This window comes from Streptomyces sp. NPDC093064 (assembly GCF_044754605.1).
Taxonomy (GTDB): domain Bacteria; phylum Actinomycetota; class Actinomycetes; order Streptomycetales; family Streptomycetaceae; genus Streptomyces.
Genome location: NZ_JBIVPK010000012.1, coordinates 181,559 through 199,785, shown reverse-complemented (window position 1 = coordinate 199,785; position 18,227 = coordinate 181,559). Strand labels below are relative to the sequence as shown.

The following is an 18,227-nucleotide window of genomic DNA, read 5'->3' as shown; positions in this document are numbered from 1 at the left end:
GGCGGGTCGGGGGAACGTGTCGTGGTCGTGGGTCCGTCAGGAGCCGTCCTCCCCGTCATCTGCCTTCCCGTCCGTCCCGACCTTCTCGCGCTTCCCGTCCATCCCGTCCATCCCGTCCTCCAGGAGTGCGGGCAGGTCCCAGTCGCGGGCCACGGCCGCCGTGCCGTCGCCGGGCCGGGCGGGGCCGGTGCGGACGGCGGTGGGGGTGGCGGAGAAGCGGGGCGCGGGGGCGGGCTGGCTGAGGCCGGCGTGCTCCGTGAAGGTGCCGCGGGCGGCGAGGTGCGGATGGTGCGGGGCCTCGCGCAGCGACAGCACGGGGGCCACGCAGGCGTCGGAGCCCTCGAAGACCGCGGTCCACTCCTGCTGGGTGCGGGACTTGAAGCGGGCGGCGACCGCCTCGCGCAGTTCCCCCCAGCGGGTGTGGTCGGTACGGGCCCCGGCGTGCTCCGCCCGGCCGAGCAGTCCGGTGAACTCGTCGTAGAACCGCTGCTCCAGGGCGCCGACCGCCATGTACCGGCCGTCCGCGGTCTCGTAGGTGCCGTAGTACGGGCAACCACCGTCCAGGAGGTTGGCCCCGCGGCGGTCCTGCCAGGCGCCGGCGGCGAGCATGCCGTGGATCATCGCGGAGAGGTGGGCGGTACCGTCGACGATCGCGGCGTCCACGACCTGGCCGGTGCCGGTCGCGCGCGCGTGGTGCAGGGCGGCGAGGACGCCGACCACGAGGTAGAGGGAGCCGCCGGCGTAGTCGCCGAGGAGGTTGGCGGGGACGGCCGGGGGCGTGTCCGGTTCGCCGATCATGCCGAGGGTGCCGGTCACGGCGATGTAGGCGATGTCGTGTCCCGCGCGCGGGGCGAGCGGTCCGTCCTGGCCCCATCCGGTCATCCGGCCGTAGACCAGCCGCGGGTTGCGGGCGTGGCAGGCCCCGGGGCCGACGCCGAGGCGCTCGGCGACGCCGGGGCGGTAGCCCTCGATGAGGATGTCGGCGCGGGCTGCGAGGTCGAGGACGCGGGCGGGGCCGCCCGGGGACTTCAGGTCGACGACCACCGAGCGCTTGTTGCGGTTGGTGATGTCGTGGGCGGGATCGATGCCCAGTCCGGCGCCGCCGGGGCGGTCCACCCTGACGACGTCGGCGCCCAGGTCGGCCAGCAGCATCGCGGCGAACGGGCCGGGGCCGATGCCGGCCAGCTCGACCACGCGCACACCGGTCAGCGGCCCGTGCCGCCCCGCCGCCTCTGCCGTTGTCATCAGGTCCCCTCACTGTGACACAACCGATGTAACACCGATGATGCTAAGAACGTGTTCCAGCGGATACAAGCCCTTGGCGAGCAAGCGCTTAGCCAAGGCGTACCCGGTGGCCTCGTGGCCGTATCCCGCACCGCCGCGCCTTCACCGCCGGGCCCTCGCCGCCGGACCGCGCACTCCTCACGCTAGCCTCGGCCACGGACAGCGGCGCGGGCTGCGAGAGCGAGGAGTGTCATGAGCAGGCTGAGGAACTCCGACCGTCCGTACGACGTCGTCCTCTTCGGAGCCACCGGCTTCGTGGGGGCGCTCACCGCCGAGTACCTCGCCGCGCACGCCCCCGAAGGGCTGCGCTGGGCCATCGCCGGACGCAGCGAGGAGCGGCTCCGGGAACTGCGCGAGCGGCTGCCCTCGGGTGCGTCCGTCGGAGTGCTGCGCGCGGACGCGGCCGACCCGGACTCCCTGCGCGACCTCGCCCGGCAGGCGCGCGTGCTGGCCACCACCGTGGGCCCTTACGCGGCGGTGGGCGAGGAACTCGTCGCCGCCTGCGCCGACAGCGGCACGGACTACCTGGACCTGTGCGGCGAGCCCGAGTTCGTGGACCTGGTGTACGTCCGGCACGACGCACGCGCGCGCGAGACCGGGGCACGCCTGGTGCACGCCTGCGGATTCGACTCCATACCGCCCGACCTGGGCGTGTACTTCACCGTCCGGCAGCTGCCGGAGGGCGTACCGCTGACCGTGGACGGATTCGTCCGGGTGGACGCCGCCTTCTCGGGTGGGACCCTCGCGTCGGCGCTCAGCCAGTTCGCCCGTCCCCTGCGGGTCCGGGCCGCCGCGCGGGAACGGGCGCGGCACGAGCCGCGGCTGCTGGGGCGGCGGGCGGTCACGCCGACGGGCGCGCCGCGGTTCGCCGGGGAGGTGGGCGCCTGGGCGGTGCCGCTGCCGACCATCGACCCGCAGATCGTGCGGCGCTCCGCGCGCGTGCTGGAACGTTACGGCCCGGACTTCCGCTACCGCCACTACGCGGCCGTGCGGCACCTGCCGGTCGCCGTGGGCGGTGCCGCCGCCCTCGGCGCGGTCCTGACCGCCGCCCAACTGCCGCCCGCCCGGCGCTGGTTGTCCGGACGACTGCAGCCCGGTGAGGGGCCCAGCGCGGAGAAGCGGGCCAGGAGCTGGTTCTCGGTGCGGTTCGTGGGCGAGGGCGGCGGACGGCGGGTGTTCACCGAGGTGGCGGGCGGCGACCCGGGGTACGGCGAGACGGCGAAGATGTTCGCCGAGTCGGCGCTCGCGCTGGCGCTCGACGACCTCCCGCCGACGGCGGGCCAGGTCACCACGGCGGTGGCCATGGGTGACGCCCTCATCGACCGCCTGCGCCGGGCAGGCATCACCTTCCGGATCGCGACGAGCCGCTAGACCCGACCGGCCTACGGCGGCACCGGGCTACAGCGACCAGTCGGCCACGGTCCAGATCATCCCGGCTATCCAGCCGAGCCCGGCCAGTGCGGCGAGGATCAGGGCGGTGTTCACGGCACGCTCGACGGGGCGGGCCGGGTCGGCGAGGGGCTTGTGGGAACGGTGCGTCGTCATGCACCACAGCCTGCCTACGGGCTCCCGGTGGCCACATCCGTACGGATACTCAGATGGCGTACTCAGAACCGGGCCTCGGACCCGGACCCCGGAGCCGGGCCTCGGACCCGAACCCAGAGCCGGGCCTCGGAGCTGGGCTCCGGAGCCGGACACGCGCCCCCGTGACTCTAGGCCCTGTCCTCCGAGGCCTCGCGCAGGGCGCGGCGGCACAGGGCGTCGGCGCGGCGGGTCGTCTCCGGGAGACGGTAGTGCGGGGTGAGGGCGAGGGTGTGCCCGCAGGCGTTGTCCAGGCTCACCCGGTGGCCGACGGAGACGAAGACCGGCTTGACGCCGTCCCGTGTGCGCAGGGCCCGGCCGACCTCTTCGGTGCCGGCGAGCAGCGGGGAGGCGCTGCCGCGCGGGGTGTCCGGATCCTCGTGGGTAAAGGTGAACGGGTTCTTGGCGACGCCGATCGTCGGCAGTCCGGTCAGCACACCGAGGTGGCTCGCCAGTCCGAAGCGCCGGGGGTGGGCCAGCCCGTAGCCGTCGCAGACGACCAGGCCGGGCGGGCAGGGCAGGGCGTCCAGCGCGGCGAGCACGGTGGGGATCTCACGGAAGGCCAGCAGCCCGGGCACGTAGGGGAAGGAGATCCGCCCGACGGCGGTGGTCTCGGCGACGACGCGCAGGGTGGCGGCGTCCAGGACGACGGCCGCCGCGGCGACGAGATCCCGCTCGTCGTCGTAGGCCACGTCGACCCCCGTGACGTGGCCCGTACCGGGCGGCGGGCCCGGCTCGTCCCGCACCACCCGTTCGCGCAACTCGTCCTGGACGGCGCGGGCCTGCTCATCGGTGGCGGGCCAGCCCGCGGGAACGCGTACGGTCGTCGTCATGATGGGCCGAGCGTACGGCCAACGGGTACGGCACGGCGGGGCGGGCCCGCGTTCCTGACCGGAGGCGGGCCCGCCCGGCTGGGCACCGGGGGTCAGCCTCTGCCCAGGGCCTGCCGCAGCTGCTGCTTGTTCATGTCCGAGCGGCCGTGGATGTTGCGCCGCTTGGCCTCCTCGTAGAGCTGGTCGTAGGTGGGCCCCTCGGAGCCCCGGCCCGAACGCTGCCCGCCCCGCCTGCCGGAGGACATGTCCTGGGTGGAGGTGCGACCGGCGGTCTTCGACTCGCCGCTGCGGGCACGCTCCTTGTTCACCGTGCGCGCGGCGATCTCCCTGGCGCGTTCGGTGCTCTCCCCCCGGACCTGCGCGCTCTGCTTGATGTGCTCGTACTGGCGCTCGCGCTTGGAACTGGAACCGCGTGGCATGCCGTTCACTTCCTCTCTGTGCAAGGAACGGATACCGGCAATTCTGGATCGGTTCGCCATATCGGGCGATATCCAGTCGTCCAGTCGAGCGACGCGAGAGGCGTGCCACGTCCGTGAATGAGCGCGGTGACGGAGGTCACTCGCTCCTCGTGTGCACGGATCGGCGGCTTCCGTCGTCTCTTCCAGTGCCCGGCCTCATCCGACCGGAGGTTCGTCCAGCCGTCACAAGGGAGCAAGGCCATGTCCACCGACATCGAGCAGTTCGTGGAGGCGCGCCTGGTCTCCGCCACGCCACGGATGCCCAGCATTCCCGCCACGCTGCACTACGACCGGCGCGACCCGTTCGCCGTCCGGATGACCTTCCCGGCCCCGGCCACCCTCGAAGGCGTGGACGTCTGTTGGCTCTTCGCCCGTGACCTGCTGGCGGCCGGCCTGCGGGAGCCCGAGGGCGACGGCGACGTACGGGTGCGGCCGTACGGCTTCGACCGCACCGTCATGGAGTTCCACGCCCCCGAGGGCACGGCCGTGGTGCATGTCCGCAGCGGTGAGATACGGCGCTTCCTGGAGGCCACGAGCGAGCTGGTGCCGCTCGGTCTGGAGCACCTCCAGTTCGACCTGGACCACGATCTGGCGGAGCTGATGCGGGACGCCTGCTGACGGCCCCCATCCGGTCCGGGGCCCGTGGGCGGGGCGCCCGGGGCTGACGGCCCCGGGGCCCGGACGGTCCCGGTCAGCCGCTCGCCGCGGCGGCGGAGGCCGCCGTGGTCGCCATGACCACCGCCGCGCTCACCTCGCGCACCACGCGGCGCAGCGCGGGGGCCGCGGCTCCGCTGCGCTCGGTCAGCTCCTCGATCCGCTGCCGGTGGCGCTTGCGGTCCTTGGCGGGCACCAGGGTGCGCAGTTCGGCGGCGGCCGCGAGAGCGACGACGGCCGCGTCGCGTTCGGAGACCTCCGCGGCCGGCACCGGGCCCTCCAGCGCCCGGCGTGCCTCCTCCCGCAACGCGTCCACGACGGCGACGCGCTCCAGGGCGTAGTCCACGGACGGGAGGACACCGAGGACCCGGCGCCGCTCGGCGCGCAGAAACCCTTCGGCGGCCAGCTGCTCCCGCACGGCGTCGAGGGTGGTTCGGGCGTGCAGCGTCACCCAGGTCTTCCAGCGGCGGGGCCGGGACTCCCGGACGAGTTCGAGCAGTCCGTCGAGCACCGGGTCCCCGGTGTCGGTGTCCAAGTTGGCGGGTACGGCGATGCCGTCGTCGTCGACGAGCAGTCCGCGCTGGGCCAGCTCGGTCAGGGCGCCGGCCCGGACCAGGTGGTGCAGTTGGGCGGTGCCGGTGATCTTCAGCCGCTTGGTGTCCCAGGCCAGCAGGTAGAGCCGGGCGGGCAGCGAGAGCGAACCGTCGGGCACGGGGGCCTCCTTCCGGGGGGCTCGGGCCCACCCATTATTTCGTTGACAGGTGCCCCGGCCCCTCCTACCGTTTTCAGCGGTCCTGTTGCCGTCGATTGGAGAAGGACGTTGCTCGTCTGAGGTCCTGAGGCACCGCGTCGCACCGGTCAGGTGTGTACGTGGCGCGCGACCTCGGCGTCCGAGCCGTCCCGAAGGAAATCCGGCCCAGGGCTCTTCTCATGCCCCGTGACCCCCGTTCCACACGGTGACCTCGCCCCGCGGTGCCTCACACGCGTCTGCCCCTGACCGCACCCAGCAATCGCGAGGCGCGCATGTCCTCATCCATCACCTGTACCTCCCTCTCCTTCGCCTGGCCCGACGGCAGCCCCGTCTTCACCGGCCTCGACATCGCCTTCGGTCCGGGCAGGACCGGCCTGGTCGGCGTCAACGGCTCGGGAAAGTCCACCCTGTTGAAGCTGATCGCCGGCGAACTCGAACCGGCCGGCGGTGCCGTCCGCGTCACCGGCGAGGTGGGACACCTTCCGCAGAACGTCACGCTCGACACCGCGCTGCGGGTCGACGAGGCGCTCGGCATCGCCGCGCAGCGGGCCGCGCTGCACGCCATCGAGGCCGGTGACGTCGCCGAGGAGCACTTCGAGACGGTCGGCGACGACTGGGACGTGGAGGAGCGCGCCCTGGCCACCCTCGGCGAGCTCGGGCTCGGCCGCATCGACCTGGACCGCACCATCGGCGAGGTCTCGGGCGGCGAGTCGGTGCTGCTGCGGCTGGCCGCGCTGCTGCTGCGCCGGCCGGACGTGCTGCTGCTCGACGAGCCGACCAACAACCTCGACCTGCACGCGCGCCGCCGGCTGTACGCGGCCGTCGAGTCCTGGCCGGGCGTGCTGGTCGTGGTCAGCCACGACCGCGAACTCCTGGAGCTCGTCGACCAGATCGCCGACCTCAACTCCGGCCAGGTCACCTGGTACGGCGGGAACTTCTCGGCGTACGAGGAGGCCCTCGCCCTGGAGCAGGAGGCGGCCGAGCGCATGATGCGCGTCGCCGAGGCCGACCTGCGCAAGCAGCAGCGCGAACTGGCCGACGCCCAGGTCAAGCTGGCCCGGCGCAAGCGGTACGGCCAGAAGATGTGGGACCAGAAGCGCGAGCCGAAGATCGTCATGGGCGCCCGCAAGCGCGCGGCGCAGGAGTCCGCGGGCAAGCACCGCATCATGCACGAGGAGCGGCTCGCCGAGGCCAGGGAACGGCTCGACGAGGCGGCGGAGGCGGTCCGGGACGACGACGAGATCCGCGTCGACCTGCCGTACACGGCCGTACCGCCGGGCCGTACCGTGCTCACCCTGCGGGATCTGGAACTGGCGTACGGCGCGTGCGTCGACAGAGGTCTCGACCTGCGCGGTCCCGAGCGGGTCGCGCTGGTCGGGCGCAACGGGGCGGGCAAGACGACGCTGCTGCGTACCGTCGCCGGGGAGCTGGCGCCGGTGTCGGGCGAGGTGACCGCGCATGTGCCGGCGCGGTTCCTGCCGCAGCGGCTGGACATCCTCGACGGCGAGCTGAGCGTGGCCGAGAACGTGGCCCGTCTCGCGCCGGGCGCCACCAACAACCGGATCCGGGCCCAGCTGGCCCGCTTCCTGTTCCGGGGCGCCCGCGCCGACCAGCTCACGGCTTCGCTGTCCGGCGGCGAACGCTTCCGGGCCGCGCTGGCCGCGCTGCTGCTGGCCGAGCCCGCGCCGCAGTTGCTCATGCTCGACGAGCCGACGAACAACCTGGACATGGCGAGCGTGCGCCGGCTGACGACGGCCCTGGAGTCCTACGAGGGCGCCCTGATCGTGGCCAGCCACGACCTGCCGTTCCTGGAGTCCCTCGGCATCACCCGCTGGCTGCTGCTGGAGGAAGGGGAACTGCGGGAAACCACCTGGGAATCCGTCGCGAATCCCGCTTAGCGCCCGGCGGGCTTTTGTCCGGGCGGACGCTTGTCGCATGATGGCGGCCCGGTGCGGTCACGGCCGCGCCGGGAACCGCCCGCGTGCAGACACGAAAGGCCCCTCGTGCCCACCAAGAAGGCCCTCGTCCGCCACCCCGGTCCGCGTCTCGCCGAAGGGCTGGTGACGCATGTCGAGCGGGAGGAGGTCGACGTCGAACTGGCGGTGCGGCAGTGGGAGGCGTACGTCGAGGCGCTGCGCGGCCACGGCTGGGAGACGGTCGAGGTCGAACCGGCCGACGACTGCCCCGACGCGGTGTTCGTGGAGGACACCGTCGTCGTGTACCGAAACGTCGCCCTGATCACCCGTCCGGGCGCTCGGTCCCGGCGTGGCGAGACCGCCGGGGTGGAGCAGGCCGTGGCCCGTCTGGGCTGCTCGGTGAACTGGGTCTGGGAGCCGGGCACGCTGGACGGCGGGGACGTGCTGAAGGTCGGCGACACGGTCTACGTCGGCCGCGGCGGGCGCACCAACGCGGCCGGTGTGCGGCAGTTGCGGGCGGTGTTCGAGCCGCTCGGGGCGCGGGTCGTGACCGTACCGGTGAGCAAGGTGCTGCATCTGAAGTCGGCGGTGACGGCGCTGCCCGACGGGACGGTCATCGGGCACATCCCGAAGGTGGACACGCCGTCGCTGTACCCGCGTTTCCTGCCGGTGCCGGAGGAGTCCGGCGCCCATGTGGTGCTGCTCGGCGGCGACAGGCTGCTGATGGCGGCGAGCGCGCCGAAGACGGCGGAACTGCTGGGCGACCTCGGCTTCGAGCCGGTCGTGGTGGACATCGGCGAGTTCGAGAAGCTCGAAGGCTGTGTGACGTGCCTCTCGGTACGGTTGCGGGAGTTGTACGCCTGACGAGGCAGGCGGCGCCTGTTCCAACCCCGGGACCTGCGGTCCTGGAGTGCTTCTGGGCGTCCGTCAACTCCTTTTCTGCACCCTTCTGATCAGCCACCTTTACGGCGAACTTAACCTACGGATTCGTAACCTACGGTTTCGTAGCCTACGATCCCGTAGGTTCCCGTGCACCGCTCGCCGGGCCGTTCCGTTCCGCCCTGCCCGCCCCCGCTTCCCCGCGCGTCCCCTTGGAGTTTCCGTGACCCTCACCTCTCCTCACCTCGGCAGCCCGTCCGCATGGACCGACGCGCGGCTGCTGTACGCGCTGGAGGAAGTGGTCGAGAAGGAGCTGAACCGGCATCTGACGGTCGCCAAGGACTGGATGCCGCACGAGTACGTGCCCTGGAGCGACGGCCGCAACTTCCCCGGTCTCTTCGAGGACGGCGAGGCCTGGGACAAGGAGCAGTCCAAGGTCACGGAGGTCGGCCGGATCGCTCTGGTGGTCAACCTGCTGACCGAGGACAACCTCCCCAGCTACCACCACGAGATCGCCACCCTGTTCGGCCGGGACGGCGCCTGGGGCACGTGGGTGCACCGCTGGACGGCCGAGGAGGGCCGGCACGGCATCGTGATGCGCGACTACCTGCTCGCCTCGCGCGCGGTCGACCCGGACAAGCTGGAGCAGTTCCGGATGGCGCACATGAGCGAGGGCTTCGAGTCCGACAACCGGCACTCGATGCTGCACTCGGTCGCGTACGTCGCCTTCCAGGAGCTCGCCACCCGTATCTCGCACCGCAACACCGGGCACCAGTCCGGCGATCCGGTCTGCGACCGCATGCTGGCGCGCATCGCGACGGACGAGAACCTGCACATGGTCTTCTACCGCAACCTGCTCAAGGCGGCCTTCGAGATCGCGCCCGACCTGACCATGCAGGCGGTGCGGGACGTGGTGGTCGACTTCCGCATGCCCGGCCACGGCATCCCCGGCTTCGAGCGGGCGGCGGCGCAGATGGCCATCGGCGGCGTCTACAACCTGCGCATCCACCACGACGACGTGCTCCAGCCGGTGCTGCGCTTCCTGAAGGTGCTGGAGATCGACGGCCTCGGCCCCGAGGGCCTGCAGGCGCAGGAGGAGCTGGGCCTGTTCATGGGCGGGCTGGACGACGAGGCGACGAAGTTCGACGAGCGGCTCGCCGCGCGGCGGGCGCGGATGGCGGCGCGGGCCGGCGCCTGATCAGCCGTTCGCGCACGGGGCGGACCGCCCGGTCCGCCCGAGGGCCTGCCGTTCCTTCTCGGACAGGCCGCCCCAGACGCCGAAGCGTTCGTCGTTCGCGAGGGCGTACTCCAGGCAGGCCGAGCGCATCTCGCACATCCCGCAGATGCGCTTCGCCTCACGCACCGAGCTGCCCGGCTCGGGAAAGAAGAAGTCGGCCCCGGTCTGCGCGCACAGGGCCCGGTCCTGCCAGGCGATGTCGGCCGGGGTGGTCGTCTCGAAGTGCATGAACGGGATCGTGCCGGTCGACGCGAAACATTCGATCAACACCGGCTCAACGCGTCCCCCGCAGCCACCCACCGCCTCGATGATGACCGCACCCCCACCCGAACCGCACGGCGGCGCGCGGACCGCCCCAAAACACGAGGGCACTCCACGCGTGCCGGAAGGGACGACCACCGGGCCGACCACCGCGGCCGGGCGACCACCGCCACCGGGGCGACCAGCGCAGCCAGGTGACTGCCGCCAGCGGGGCGACCGCCACGGGCACGTGACCGCCGTCAGCGGCGCGACCGCAGCGGACGGGTGACCGCCTCGGCGGAGGGCGACCGCCGCTGCCAGGCGGCCAACGCCAGCGGGTTCACCGCGGCGGCCGGGTGACCGCCGTCAGCAGAGCGACCGTAGCGGCCAGGTGAACGCTGTCAGCGGGGTGACCGCACCGGGCAGGTGACCGCCTCGGCACGGGGCGACCACCTCTTCCTGGCGAGCACCGCCAGCAGGTTCACCGCCACGACCAGGTGACCGCCGCCACCGGGCCGACCACCGCGGGCCGTCGAGCAGCATGACCAGGACAACGGCCACGCGCAGGATTGACAGCCACGCCCCCTGGACGACCGCCGCGCCCGCGATCACCGCTCTCGACCGAGGCAACAGCCCCGAGCCGAGCGGCAACCTCGCCCGCAGGCCCGCCGCCGTCGCCGCGCGACAACCACGCCCCAAGCAACCCACCGTCGCCGTACGACGGCGCCCAGGGACGACCATCGCGACCCTCGACCAGTCCGGTCACCGTGCCGTGTGGCGGTCCCGAGGGGCGGCCGTCGTGACCGAGGTGCCGCAAGGAGCCGGGGCGGCGACCGCGACCGGGTAACCCCGCGACCACCGCAGTCGACCGGGGCAGCAGCTCCGAGCCCGCGCAGCGACGCCGTTCCAGGGCCGGCCGTCGTTGTCTCGCGGCAGCCACAAGGCCCAGGCCGGACACTCGCCGTGCAGCGGCCCGAGTCCGAGTGGTGAGCGCGTCCCCGGGCCGGACCTCGCCGTCATGGCGCAGCCCGGTGGGGGGTCGTGTTGCGGCGGCGGTTGTCGGTGGGCGGTGACAGACTCGGCAGTGCAGACAACCGGGCACCTTCGAAGGAGGGCAAGGATGCTCACCACCCGTTTCGTCAACGGCGCTCCTAACTGGATCGACGTCGGCACCCCCGACATCGACGGCGCCGGCTCCTTCTACGGCGCTCTCTTCGGCTGGCGGTTCCAGTCGGCCGGGCCGCAGGCCGGTGGCTACGGCTTCTTCCAGCTCGGCGGCAGGACAGTGGCCGGCGGGATGCAGACCACGCCGGAGCAGGGGCCGCCCTCCTGGACCGTGTACTTCCAGAGCGCCGACGCGGCGGCGACCGCCAAGGCCGCCGAGGAGGCGCACGGCACCGTGCTGGTCCAGCCCATGGACGTGATGGGCGAGGGGCACATGGCGGTCCTCGCCGACAAGGCGGGCGTGCCGTTCGGCATCTGGCAGCCGGGGCGGATCAAGGGCGTGGACATGGCCGGCGAGACGGGCTCGCTGTGCTGGGTCGAGCTGTACACGGCGGACATCGCCGCGGCGGCAGCGTTCTACAACAAGGTGCTGGGCCTGGAGACCTCCGCGGTGCCCTTCCCCGGCGGCACCTACACATGCGTGAACCCCGCCGAGGGCGGCGAGGACGCCATGTTCGGCGGCATCGTGGCCCTCGCCGACGACCCGACCGAGGCGAAGACGGGCGCGTACTGGCTGCCGTACTTCGAGGTCCCGGACACGGACGCGACCGTGGCCAGGGCCGAGGAGCTGGGCGGCAGGGTCCGGGTGCCCGCGACCGACGTCACGGGCGTCGGCCGCATCGCCAGGCTCGCCGACCCCTACGGCGCCCGCTTCGCGGTGATCAGGAGCGCCCCGCCGCAGACGTGAGGCCGCCCCGGCAGCCCGGCGGGGCTCACGCGGACGCGCGCCGTACGAGGGTGGTCGGCAGGATGACGCTGCGCGGCGCGCCGCCCACCCCGGCCTCGGCGCCCTGCCCGTCGAGGCCGCGCAGCAGGAGGCGGGCCATCAGCCGGCCCATCTCCTCGATGTCCTGACGCACGGTCGTCAGCGGCGGCTCGGTCTGCTCGGCCACGGGCAGCATGTCGTCGAAGCCGACCACGGCGACGTCGTCGGGGACCCGCAGCCCGCGCTCGCGCAGCACACGCAGGGCACCGGAGGCGGTGAGGTCGTTCGCGGCGAACACCGCGTCCAGGTCCGGGCAGCGGTCGAGGAGTTCGCGCATGGCGCGCTCGCCGCCGGCCGGGGTGAAGTCGCTCTCCACGATCAGCCGGGGGTCGGCGTCGACCATCACGTCCCGGAAGCCGTCGAGCCGGTCCACCGCCGAGGTCTGGTCGAGGGCGCCGGTGATGTGCCCGATTCTGGTCCGGCCGAGGCCGACCAGATGCCGTACGGCCGCCCGCGCCCCGCCCCGGTTGTCGCTGTCGACATAGACGACCGCGGAGTTCCCGGCCTTCCGCGCGGAGTCCGCGGCGCCGGGGGCGGTGTCGTCGCTCCAGCCGGGCCGCCCGCCGAACACGGTCGGCACCCCGGCGCGCCGGATCAGCCCCGGCAGCGGGTCGTCGAGGTGCAGCGAGAACACGAGCGCGCCGTCGACGTGACCGCCGGCGAGGTAGCGCCCGACCCTGGCGTGGTCGTCGCGCCCCTCCGTCAGCAGCAGCACGAGCTGCGAGTCGTGGGCCGTCAGCTCCTTGCTGATGCCCCGCAGTTGCAGTGCGAAGAAGGGGTCGGCGAAGACCCTGGTCTCCGGTTCGGCGACGACGACGGCGACGGCGTCGTGCCGCTTGGTCACCAGGCTGCGGGCGGCCTGGTTCGGCACGTACCCGAGTTCCTCCACGGCCCGCCGCACCCGCTCGGCCAGCGGCTCCCTCACCCCGTCGCCGCCGTTCACCACCCGGGACACGGTGGCCCGCGACACCCCCGCACGTGCGGCCACGGCCTCCAACGTGGGACGCGACGCTGTCTCGGTCACTTCTGCGCTCCTCACCGGCGTTTGCGGATCAGGATAGCCGCGCCCGGGCCCCGTCATGAGAGCGCTCTCGACCCGCAGTGCGCCTCCCACCAGTGGTACCCGCGCACTCAGCCCCCGCACTCAGCCGGCGGCCGGACCCTCCTTCTTCGCCCGGCTCGGCTGGACCCGCTTCGGCTCGCCCGGCATCTTCGGGTACTCGGGCGGGTAGGGCAGATCGCCGAGGCCGTGGTCGCGTTCGTCCTGGGTGGCCAGTTCCAGCAGCGCCTCCAGGGAGAAGGTGTGGTCGTCCATGTCGGCGTGCACGTCGCCGACTTCGGCGAACCGGGACGGCATGGTGGCCACGTCGAAGTCCTGGGGTCGGGCGGCGTCGACCTCCTCCCAGCGCAGGGGCGCCGAGACGGGGGCGTGGGGGCGGGGGCGCACGGAGTAGGCGGAGGCGATGGTGCGGTCGCGGGCCGTCTGGTTGTAGTCCAGGAAGATGCGGGCGCCGCGCTCCTCCTTCCACCACTTGATCGTCACGTGTTCGGGCATCCGGCGTTCCATCTCCCGGCCCACGGCGATCGCGGCACGCCGTACCTGGGTGAAGGTCCAGCGCGGCTGGATCGGCACGAACACGTGCAGGCCGCGGCCGCCGGAGGTCTTGGGCCAGCCGCGCAGGCCCCCGAACTCCTCCAGAACGGACCGCAGTTCGTGGGCAGCGCGCACGGCGTCGGCGAAGTCGGTGCCGGGCTGGGGGTCGAGGTCGATGCGCAGTTCGTCGGGGTGGTCGACGTCGTCGCGGCGTACCGGCCAGGGGTGGAAGGTGAGCGTGCCGTACTGGGCGGCCCACACCACGGCGGCCTCCTCGGTGGGGCACATCTCGTCGGCGCTGCGGCCGCTGGGGAAGGTGATGTGGGCGGTGGGAATCCACGCGGGCATGCCCTTGGGCGCCCGCTTCTGGAAGAACCACTCGCCGGTGATGCCGTCCGGGTAGCGCTCCAGGGTGGTGGGGCGGTCGCGCAGGGCGCGCAGGATGCCGGGGGCGACGGCCTGGTAGTACCGGGCGATGTCCAGCTTGGTGAACCCGCGCTCGGGAAAGAACACCTTGTCCGGGCTGGACAGCCGCACGGTCCGCCCGCCCACCTCCAGTTCCACCGCATCGCCCATGCGAGCCACGGTAGGGGCAGCTCGCTGACCTCGCACACCGGGCGAGCACGCGCGCGGGCGCGCAGAATCTAGGCATGGACCTGCCGGTGATGCCCCCCGTGAAGCCGATGCTCGCCAAGTCGGTGGCGAGGATCCCGCCGGACATGCAGTACGAGGCGAAGTGGGACGGGTTCCGGGCGATCGTGTTCCGCGACGGAGCCGAGGTCGAGCTCGGCAGCCGTACGGGAAAGCCGCTGACCAGGTACTTTCCCGAGCTGGTCGAGGCGCTCAAGGAGCGGCTGCCCGAGCGGTGCGTGCTGGACGGGGAGATCGTGATCGCGCGGGAGGGCCGGCTGGACTTCGACGCGCTGACCGAGCGGATCCACCCGGCCGACTCCCGGGTGCGGATGCTGGCCGAGCGGACCCCGTCCTCCTTCGTGGCCTTCGACCTGCTCGCCCTGGACGGCGAGTCCCTGCTGGACGTGCCGCTGTCCGACCGGCGCGCGCTGCTGGTCCGGGCGCTGGCGGGGGTCACCGCTCCGGTGCACGTGGCACCCGCCACGACCGACATCGAGGTGGCCCGGCGCTGGTTCGAGCAGTACGAGGGCGCCGGCCTGGACGGTGTCGTCGCCAAGCCGCCGGGGCTGCGCTATCTCCAGGACGAGCGGGCCATGTTCAAGGTCAAGCACGAGCGCACGGCGGACGTGGTGGTCGCCGGGTACCGCCACCACAAGAGCGGCCCCGTCGTCGGCTCCCTGCTGCTCGGCCTGTACGACGACCGGGGCACCCTGCAACACGTCGGTGTGTCCGCCGCGTTCCCGATGAAGCGGCGCGCCGAGCTGATCGAGGAGCTGGAGCCGCTGCGGATGGACGACGTCACCGGGCACCCGTGGGCGGCCTGGTCGGACGAGGCGGCCCACGAGGCGGCCCGGCTGCCCGGCGCGCCCAGCCGCTGGTCGGGGAAGAAGGACCTGTCCTGGGTGCCGCTGCGGCCGGAGCGGGTGGCCGAGGTGGCCTACGACCACATGGAGAACGGGGCGCGGTTCCGGCACACTGCCCGCTTCCGCCGCTGGCGCCCGGACCGCGCGCCGGAGAGCTGCACCTACGCCCAGTTGGAGGAGCCGGTCCGCTACGACCTGGCGGAGGTCTTCGGCTCCCGCCCCTGAGCCCGCCGGCCCCGAGCCCGTGCGCGGCGCCCCGGACGCGGGCCGCCCGCGCTCACGGCCGCTTGACGACCTTGGCGGACTCACGGCCGCATGACGACCTTGACGGCCCCTTCCTGCTTGCGCTGGAACATCTCGTACGCGTGCGGGGCGTCCGACAGCGGCAGCCGGTGCGTGGCGAAGTCGTCGACGCCGAGCGGGTCCTCGTCCGTCAGATAGGGCATGATCTCGTCGGTCCAGCGGCGGACGTTGGCCTGGCCCATGCGCATCTGGATCTGCTTGTCGAAGAGCGTGATCATCGGCATCGGGTCGGCCGTGCCGCCGTAGATGCCGCTCAGGGAGAGCGTGCCGCCGCGGCGCACCAGCTCGATGGCGGCGTGCAGGGCGGCGAGCCGGTCCACGCTGAAGCGTTCCGCGAGCGGTGCGCTCAGCGCGTGCGGCAGCACAGCCTCGGCCTGCTGGACGAGACGGGCGGCCGCGCTGCCGTGCGCCTCGGTGCCGACCGCGTCGATCACGGCGTCGGGCCCGCGTCCCTGTGTCTCGTCGCGGATCGCCGCGACCAGTTCCTTCTCGTTGTCGAAGCCGCGCAGGTCGTATGTCTCGACGCCCCGCCGGCGCGCCCGGACCAGCCGTTCCGGGACCAGGTCCACGCCGAACACCCGCTCGGCGCCGCGCGCCTTGGCGATCCGGCACGCCATGTCGCCGATGGGGCCGAGACCGAGTACGGCCACGCTCCCGCCGCGCGGCACCTCGGCGTACGCGACCGCCTGCCAGGCGGTCGGCAGCACGTCCGAGAGGTAGAGGAACCGGTCGTCAGGCGGGCCCTCAGGGAGCTTGATCGGGCCGAACTGGGCCTGCGGGACGCGCAGGTACTCGGCCTGGGCGCCCGGCACGGCGCCGTACAGGCGGGTGTAGCCGAACAGGGCGGCGCCCATGCCCTCGCTGGTGACCTGGGTGGTCTCGCACTGGGTCGTCAGGCCCGCGGAGCACATGAAGCAGTGGCCGCAGGAGATCTGGAACGGTACGACCACCCGGTCGCCGGGCTTGAGGTTCGGCACCTCGGCGCCGACCTCCTCCACGATGCCCATGGGTTCGTGGCCGAGGATGTCCCCCGGTGTCATGAACGGCGTGAGCACCTCGTAGAGGTGCAGATCGGAGCCGCACAGGCCGGTCGAGGTGATCCGGATGACGGCGTCCGTCGGCTCCTGGATCTTCGGGTCGGGGACCTCGTCCACCCGAACGTCGCGCTTGCCCTGCCACGTCACTGCCTTCATCGCGGCGCGCTCCCTCCGTGGTTCTGCCTCTCCCATGCCGCGCCCGGGTACCCGGGGCCCGCCCCGCCGAACCGCCGGCCGGCTCATTGGGCCGATCGGCCCACCGGACGCGCTCGATCAGAACCGAACGGGTATGGCCATCGATGAGCGGATAAACACACAGTCAAAAGACAGAGGCACGGAGACGGGGGCTGAACGGTGGACTTGGGACGAAGCGTGCGCGTGCGCTACTCCGCCTCGGCGGTGGCGCTGCTGGCCGCCATGGCGACGGCCACCCTGGCGACGGGCTGCACGGCGCGGCACGGCACCGTCGAAGACGGGCAGGACGGAAAGGGAGAGACCCCGAGGTCGGTGCGGGAGCTGCCGCAGACCCCGGCACCGAGTCCGGCGCACGCCGGCCCCGTCCTCGCCGTCAAGATCGACAACGTGGGAGCGGCCCGCCCCCAGACCGGTCTGAACGCCGCCGACATCGTGTACGCGGAGCAGGTCGAAGGCGGGCTGAGCCGGCTGATGGCGGTCTACGCCACCCGACTGCCCCCGGTCGTCGGGCCGGTGCGCAGCGCGCGCGAGTCCGACCTCGAACTGCTGCGCCAGTTCGACCGTCCCACGCTCGCCTTCTCCGGCGCCCAGAAGAAACTGCTGCCGCTGATCGACGCCGCCCCGCTGTCCCCCAGAGCGCCCGACAACAAGCCCGACGCGTACTTCCGGGGCACCGCCAAGCCGGCCCCGCACAACCTCTACCTGCGCCCCGACAAGCTCCTGGACTCGGCCCCGGGAGCGGACGCGCTGACCACCGGCTTCCACTACGGCCCGGCACCAGCGGGCGGCCGCGCCGAGACCTCGCGCACGGTCCGGTACCCGGCGGCCCGGTTCACCTTCACCTGGTCCGCCGGGCGGCACGGCTGGAAGGTGGCGATGGACGGCCGCCAGACCGTCACGACCGACGGGCAGCAGGTGGTGCCCACGACGGTCGTGGTGCAGCACGTGAGGGTACGCAAGTCGGATCTGCACGACGTGCTCGGCAACTACACCCCGTACACCGAGACCGTCGGTTCGGGGAAGGCGGAGGTACTGCGCGACGGGCGGGTGTACGACGCCACCTGGAAGCGCCCGGGCGCGGCGGACGGCACGCGGTTCACGGCCGCCGACGGCACGGACGTGAACTTCGCCCGGGGTCAGGTCTGGGTGGTCTTCACCCCGGACCGGTGACGTGTGGGCGATGACCGGCGACGGCGGTGGACGCGATCAGGGCTGCGTGGCGAAGGGTTCCGGCGGATGGCGCAGTCCCTCGGCCGCGTCCGCGACCCGCCGGATGAGGTCGAAGAAGAGGGCCTGCTCGTCGGCACTGAGCGGCCCCAGGAAGACCTGGTTCATCCGGGCCGTGCGCACGGTGAGCTTCCGGTGGGTGCGCCGCCCCTCCCCGGTCAGCCGCAGCATGAAACGGCGGCCGTCCTGCGGGTCACGCACCTTGTCGAGCAGCCCGCGACGGCCGAGGCGGCTGATCACCTCCGCGATGGTGGACCGGTCGAGGCCCACCCGCTCCCCCACCGTGCGCTGGTCGAGCCCCGGCTCGGCGACGAGCACGTTCAGGACCGCGAACTGCGGCGAGGTGATCTCCTCGGAGACCATCGTGTTCCACAGCAGGTAGTGCGCCTGCTGCAACCGCCGGGCCAGATGCCCGGGGTGGGTCGAGAGGTCCACCGCGCCCATGTGCGCTCCTCGCGTCGGTCCGTCGTGTCATCCGTGGCGTTCTGTAGGTGCACTGAACGATACCGCCGACGAGCCAGCCGTACATCACGGGTTCCCCGGCGCCTCGAC

General features: G+C 72.8%; 19 protein-coding genes. 9 read left to right on the top strand and 10 right to left on the bottom strand.

Annotated elements, in window-relative coordinates:
• Window positions 1-36: 36 nt before the first annotated feature.
• Window positions 37-1,245 (bottom strand): CaiB/BaiF CoA transferase family protein, encoded by a 1,209-nt coding sequence (locus tag ACIQFZ_RS17475; protein ID WP_402691594.1) that lies wholly within the window; start codon window positions 1,243-1,245, stop codon window positions 37-39.
• Window positions 1,246-1,476: 231 nt separating this feature from the next.
• Between ACIQFZ_RS17475 and ACIQFZ_RS17470 the strand changes: the two genes are divergently transcribed.
• Complete coding sequence (locus tag ACIQFZ_RS17470) at window positions 1,477-2,655, top strand: saccharopine dehydrogenase NADP-binding domain-containing protein (protein ID WP_365422676.1); 1,179 nt, start codon at window positions 1,477-1,479, stop codon at window positions 2,653-2,655.
• A gap of 27 nt (window positions 2,656-2,682) precedes the next feature.
• Here the strand turns inward: ACIQFZ_RS17470 and mmpA are convergent, their stop codons facing one another.
• From mmpA to ACIQFZ_RS17455, 3 genes are all read right to left on the bottom strand, one after another.
• Window positions 2,683-2,829 (bottom strand): morphogenic membrane protein MmpA, encoded by a 147-nt coding sequence (gene mmpA, locus ACIQFZ_RS17465; RefSeq protein WP_361410381.1) that lies wholly within the window; start codon window positions 2,827-2,829, stop codon window positions 2,683-2,685.
• Between the two features lie 167 nt (window positions 2,830-2,996).
• Window positions 2,997-3,698: an endonuclease V gene (locus tag ACIQFZ_RS17460; RefSeq protein ID WP_402691593.1), complete on the bottom strand. Its 702-nt coding sequence runs from the start codon at window positions 3,696-3,698 to the stop codon at window positions 2,997-2,999.
• 92 nt (window positions 3,699-3,790) lie between these two features.
• Window positions 3,791-4,117: a plasmid stabilization protein gene (locus ACIQFZ_RS17455; RefSeq protein ID WP_365432008.1), complete on the bottom strand. Its 327-nt coding sequence runs from the start codon at window positions 4,115-4,117 to the stop codon at window positions 3,791-3,793.
• Window positions 4,118-4,357: 240 nt separating this feature from the next.
• Between ACIQFZ_RS17455 and ACIQFZ_RS17450 the strand changes: the two genes are divergently transcribed.
• A complete protein-coding gene (locus tag ACIQFZ_RS17450) occupies window positions 4,358-4,774 on the top strand; it encodes an SsgA family sporulation/cell division regulator (RefSeq protein ID WP_383058621.1) in 417 nt (138 codons plus the stop codon).
• 73 nt (window positions 4,775-4,847) lie between these two features.
• Here the strand turns inward: ACIQFZ_RS17450 and ACIQFZ_RS17445 are convergent, their stop codons facing one another.
• Entirely contained in the window at window positions 4,848-5,522 is a 675-nt protein-coding gene (locus ACIQFZ_RS17445) for a GPP34 family phosphoprotein (protein ID WP_402691592.1), read from the bottom strand.
• 311 nt (window positions 5,523-5,833) lie between these two features.
• Here ACIQFZ_RS17445 and ACIQFZ_RS17440 point away from each other — a divergent pair, with 311 nt between their 5' ends.
• The 3 genes from ACIQFZ_RS17440 to ACIQFZ_RS17430 all read left to right on the top strand — a co-directional run bounded on the left by ACIQFZ_RS17440 (window position 5,834) and on the right by ACIQFZ_RS17430 (window position 9,554).
• On the top strand, window positions 5,834-7,459 hold the full coding sequence (locus ACIQFZ_RS17440; protein ID WP_402691591.1) for an ABC-F family ATP-binding cassette domain-containing protein: 1,626 nt from the start codon (window positions 5,834-5,836) through the stop codon (window positions 7,457-7,459).
• A 105-nt stretch (window positions 7,460-7,564) separates the two neighbouring features.
• A complete protein-coding gene (ddaH, locus tag ACIQFZ_RS17435; protein ID WP_365432020.1) occupies window positions 7,565-8,341 on the top strand; it encodes a dimethylargininase in 777 nt (258 codons plus the stop codon).
• A 238-nt stretch (window positions 8,342-8,579) separates the two neighbouring features.
• Window positions 8,580-9,554, top strand: coding sequence for an acyl-ACP desaturase (locus tag ACIQFZ_RS17430; RefSeq protein WP_365432023.1), 975 nt, complete (start codon window positions 8,580-8,582; stop codon window positions 9,552-9,554).
• Here the strand turns inward: ACIQFZ_RS17430 and ACIQFZ_RS17425 are convergent, their stop codons facing one another.
• Window positions 9,555-9,821 (bottom strand): WhiB family transcriptional regulator, encoded by a 267-nt coding sequence (locus ACIQFZ_RS17425; protein WP_376651205.1) that lies wholly within the window; start codon window positions 9,819-9,821, stop codon window positions 9,555-9,557. It lies immediately after the preceding gene.
• A gap of 553 nt (window positions 9,822-10,374) precedes the next feature.
• Here ACIQFZ_RS17425 and ACIQFZ_RS17420 point away from each other — a divergent pair.
• Both ACIQFZ_RS17420 and ACIQFZ_RS17415 read left to right on the top strand, forming a co-directional pair.
• A complete protein-coding gene (locus ACIQFZ_RS17420) occupies window positions 10,375-10,680 on the top strand; it encodes a hypothetical protein (RefSeq protein ID WP_402691590.1) in 306 nt (101 codons plus the stop codon).
• Window positions 10,681-10,953: 273 nt separating this feature from the next.
• Entirely contained in the window at window positions 10,954-11,745 is a 792-nt protein-coding gene (locus tag ACIQFZ_RS17415; protein ID WP_365775242.1) for a VOC family protein, read from the top strand.
• 25 nt (window positions 11,746-11,770) lie between these two features.
• Here ACIQFZ_RS17415 and ACIQFZ_RS17410 read toward each other — a convergent pair whose 3' ends face one another.
• Window positions 11,771-12,847, bottom strand: coding sequence for a LacI family DNA-binding transcriptional regulator (locus ACIQFZ_RS17410; RefSeq protein WP_376651204.1), 1,077 nt, complete (start codon window positions 12,845-12,847; stop codon window positions 11,771-11,773).
• A gap of 120 nt (window positions 12,848-12,967) precedes the next feature.
• Window positions 12,968-13,993 (bottom strand): non-homologous end-joining DNA ligase, encoded by a 1,026-nt coding sequence (ligD, locus tag ACIQFZ_RS17405; RefSeq protein WP_383058626.1) that lies wholly within the window; start codon window positions 13,991-13,993, stop codon window positions 12,968-12,970.
• Between the two features lie 74 nt (window positions 13,994-14,067).
• On the opposite strand from ligD, the gene ACIQFZ_RS17400 reads away from it, so the two are divergent.
• Window positions 14,068-15,138, top strand: coding sequence for an ATP-dependent DNA ligase (locus ACIQFZ_RS17400; RefSeq protein WP_365421231.1), 1,071 nt, complete (start codon window positions 14,068-14,070; stop codon window positions 15,136-15,138).
• Window positions 15,139-15,218: 80 nt separating this feature from the next.
• Here the strand turns inward: ACIQFZ_RS17400 and ACIQFZ_RS17395 are convergent, their stop codons facing one another.
• Window positions 15,219-16,409 carry a zinc-dependent alcohol dehydrogenase gene (locus ACIQFZ_RS17395; protein WP_402691589.1) on the bottom strand — a complete coding sequence of 397 codons (1,191 nt, stop codon included), beginning with the start codon at window positions 16,407-16,409 and terminating at the stop codon, window positions 15,219-15,221.
• A gap of 204 nt (window positions 16,410-16,613) precedes the next feature.
• Between ACIQFZ_RS17395 and ACIQFZ_RS17390 the strand changes: the two genes are divergently transcribed.
• Window positions 16,614-17,618 carry a DUF3048 domain-containing protein gene (locus ACIQFZ_RS17390; protein ID WP_383058660.1) on the top strand — a complete coding sequence of 335 codons (1,005 nt, stop codon included), beginning with the start codon at window positions 16,614-16,616 and terminating at the stop codon, window positions 17,616-17,618.
• A 36-nt stretch (window positions 17,619-17,654) separates the two neighbouring features.
• Here the strand turns inward: ACIQFZ_RS17390 and ACIQFZ_RS17385 are convergent, their stop codons facing one another.
• A complete protein-coding gene (locus tag ACIQFZ_RS17385) occupies window positions 17,655-18,119 on the bottom strand; it encodes a MarR family winged helix-turn-helix transcriptional regulator (RefSeq protein ID WP_402691588.1) in 465 nt (154 codons plus the stop codon).
• Window positions 18,120-18,227: the final 108 nt, after the last annotated feature.

Bases quoted from the DNA above. Each gene is read 5' to 3' on its own strand.
- ACIQFZ_RS17395 (WP_402691589.1), bottom strand. From the start codon at position 16,409: ATGAAGGCAGTGACGTGGCAGGGCAAGCGCGACGTTCGGGTGGACGAG.
- ACIQFZ_RS17385 (WP_402691588.1), bottom strand. From the start codon at position 18,119: ATGGGCGCGGTGGACCTCTCGACCCACCCCGGGCATCTGGCCCGGCGG.
- ACIQFZ_RS17420 (WP_402691590.1), top strand. From the start codon at position 10,375: ATGACCAGGACAACGGCCACGCGCAGGATTGACAGCCACGCCCCCTGG.
- ACIQFZ_RS17440 (WP_402691591.1), top strand. From the start codon at position 5,834: ATGTCCTCATCCATCACCTGTACCTCCCTCTCCTTCGCCTGGCCCGAC.
- ACIQFZ_RS17460 (WP_402691593.1), bottom strand. From the start codon at position 3,698: ATGACGACGACCGTACGCGTTCCCGCGGGCTGGCCCGCCACCGATGAG.
- ACIQFZ_RS17400 (WP_365421231.1), top strand. From the start codon at position 14,068: ATGGACCTGCCGGTGATGCCCCCCGTGAAGCCGATGCTCGCCAAGTCG.
- ACIQFZ_RS17475 (WP_402691594.1), bottom strand. From the start codon at position 1,245: ATGACAACGGCAGAGGCGGCGGGGCGGCACGGGCCGCTGACCGGTGTG.
- ACIQFZ_RS17425 (WP_376651205.1), bottom strand. From the start codon at position 9,821: ATGCACTTCGAGACGACCACCCCGGCCGACATCGCCTGGCAGGACCGG.
- ACIQFZ_RS17450 (WP_383058621.1), top strand. From the start codon at position 4,358: ATGTCCACCGACATCGAGCAGTTCGTGGAGGCGCGCCTGGTCTCCGCC.
- mmpA (WP_361410381.1), bottom strand. From the start codon at position 2,829: ATGACGACGCACCGTTCCCACAAGCCCCTCGCCGACCCGGCCCGCCCC.
- ACIQFZ_RS17415 (WP_365775242.1), top strand. From the start codon at position 10,954: ATGCTCACCACCCGTTTCGTCAACGGCGCTCCTAACTGGATCGACGTC.
- ACIQFZ_RS17470 (WP_365422676.1), top strand. From the start codon at position 1,477: ATGAGCAGGCTGAGGAACTCCGACCGTCCGTACGACGTCGTCCTCTTC.
- ligD (WP_383058626.1), bottom strand. From the start codon at position 13,993: ATGGGCGATGCGGTGGAACTGGAGGTGGGCGGGCGGACCGTGCGGCTG.
- ACIQFZ_RS17455 (WP_365432008.1), bottom strand. From the start codon at position 4,117: ATGCCACGCGGTTCCAGTTCCAAGCGCGAGCGCCAGTACGAGCACATC.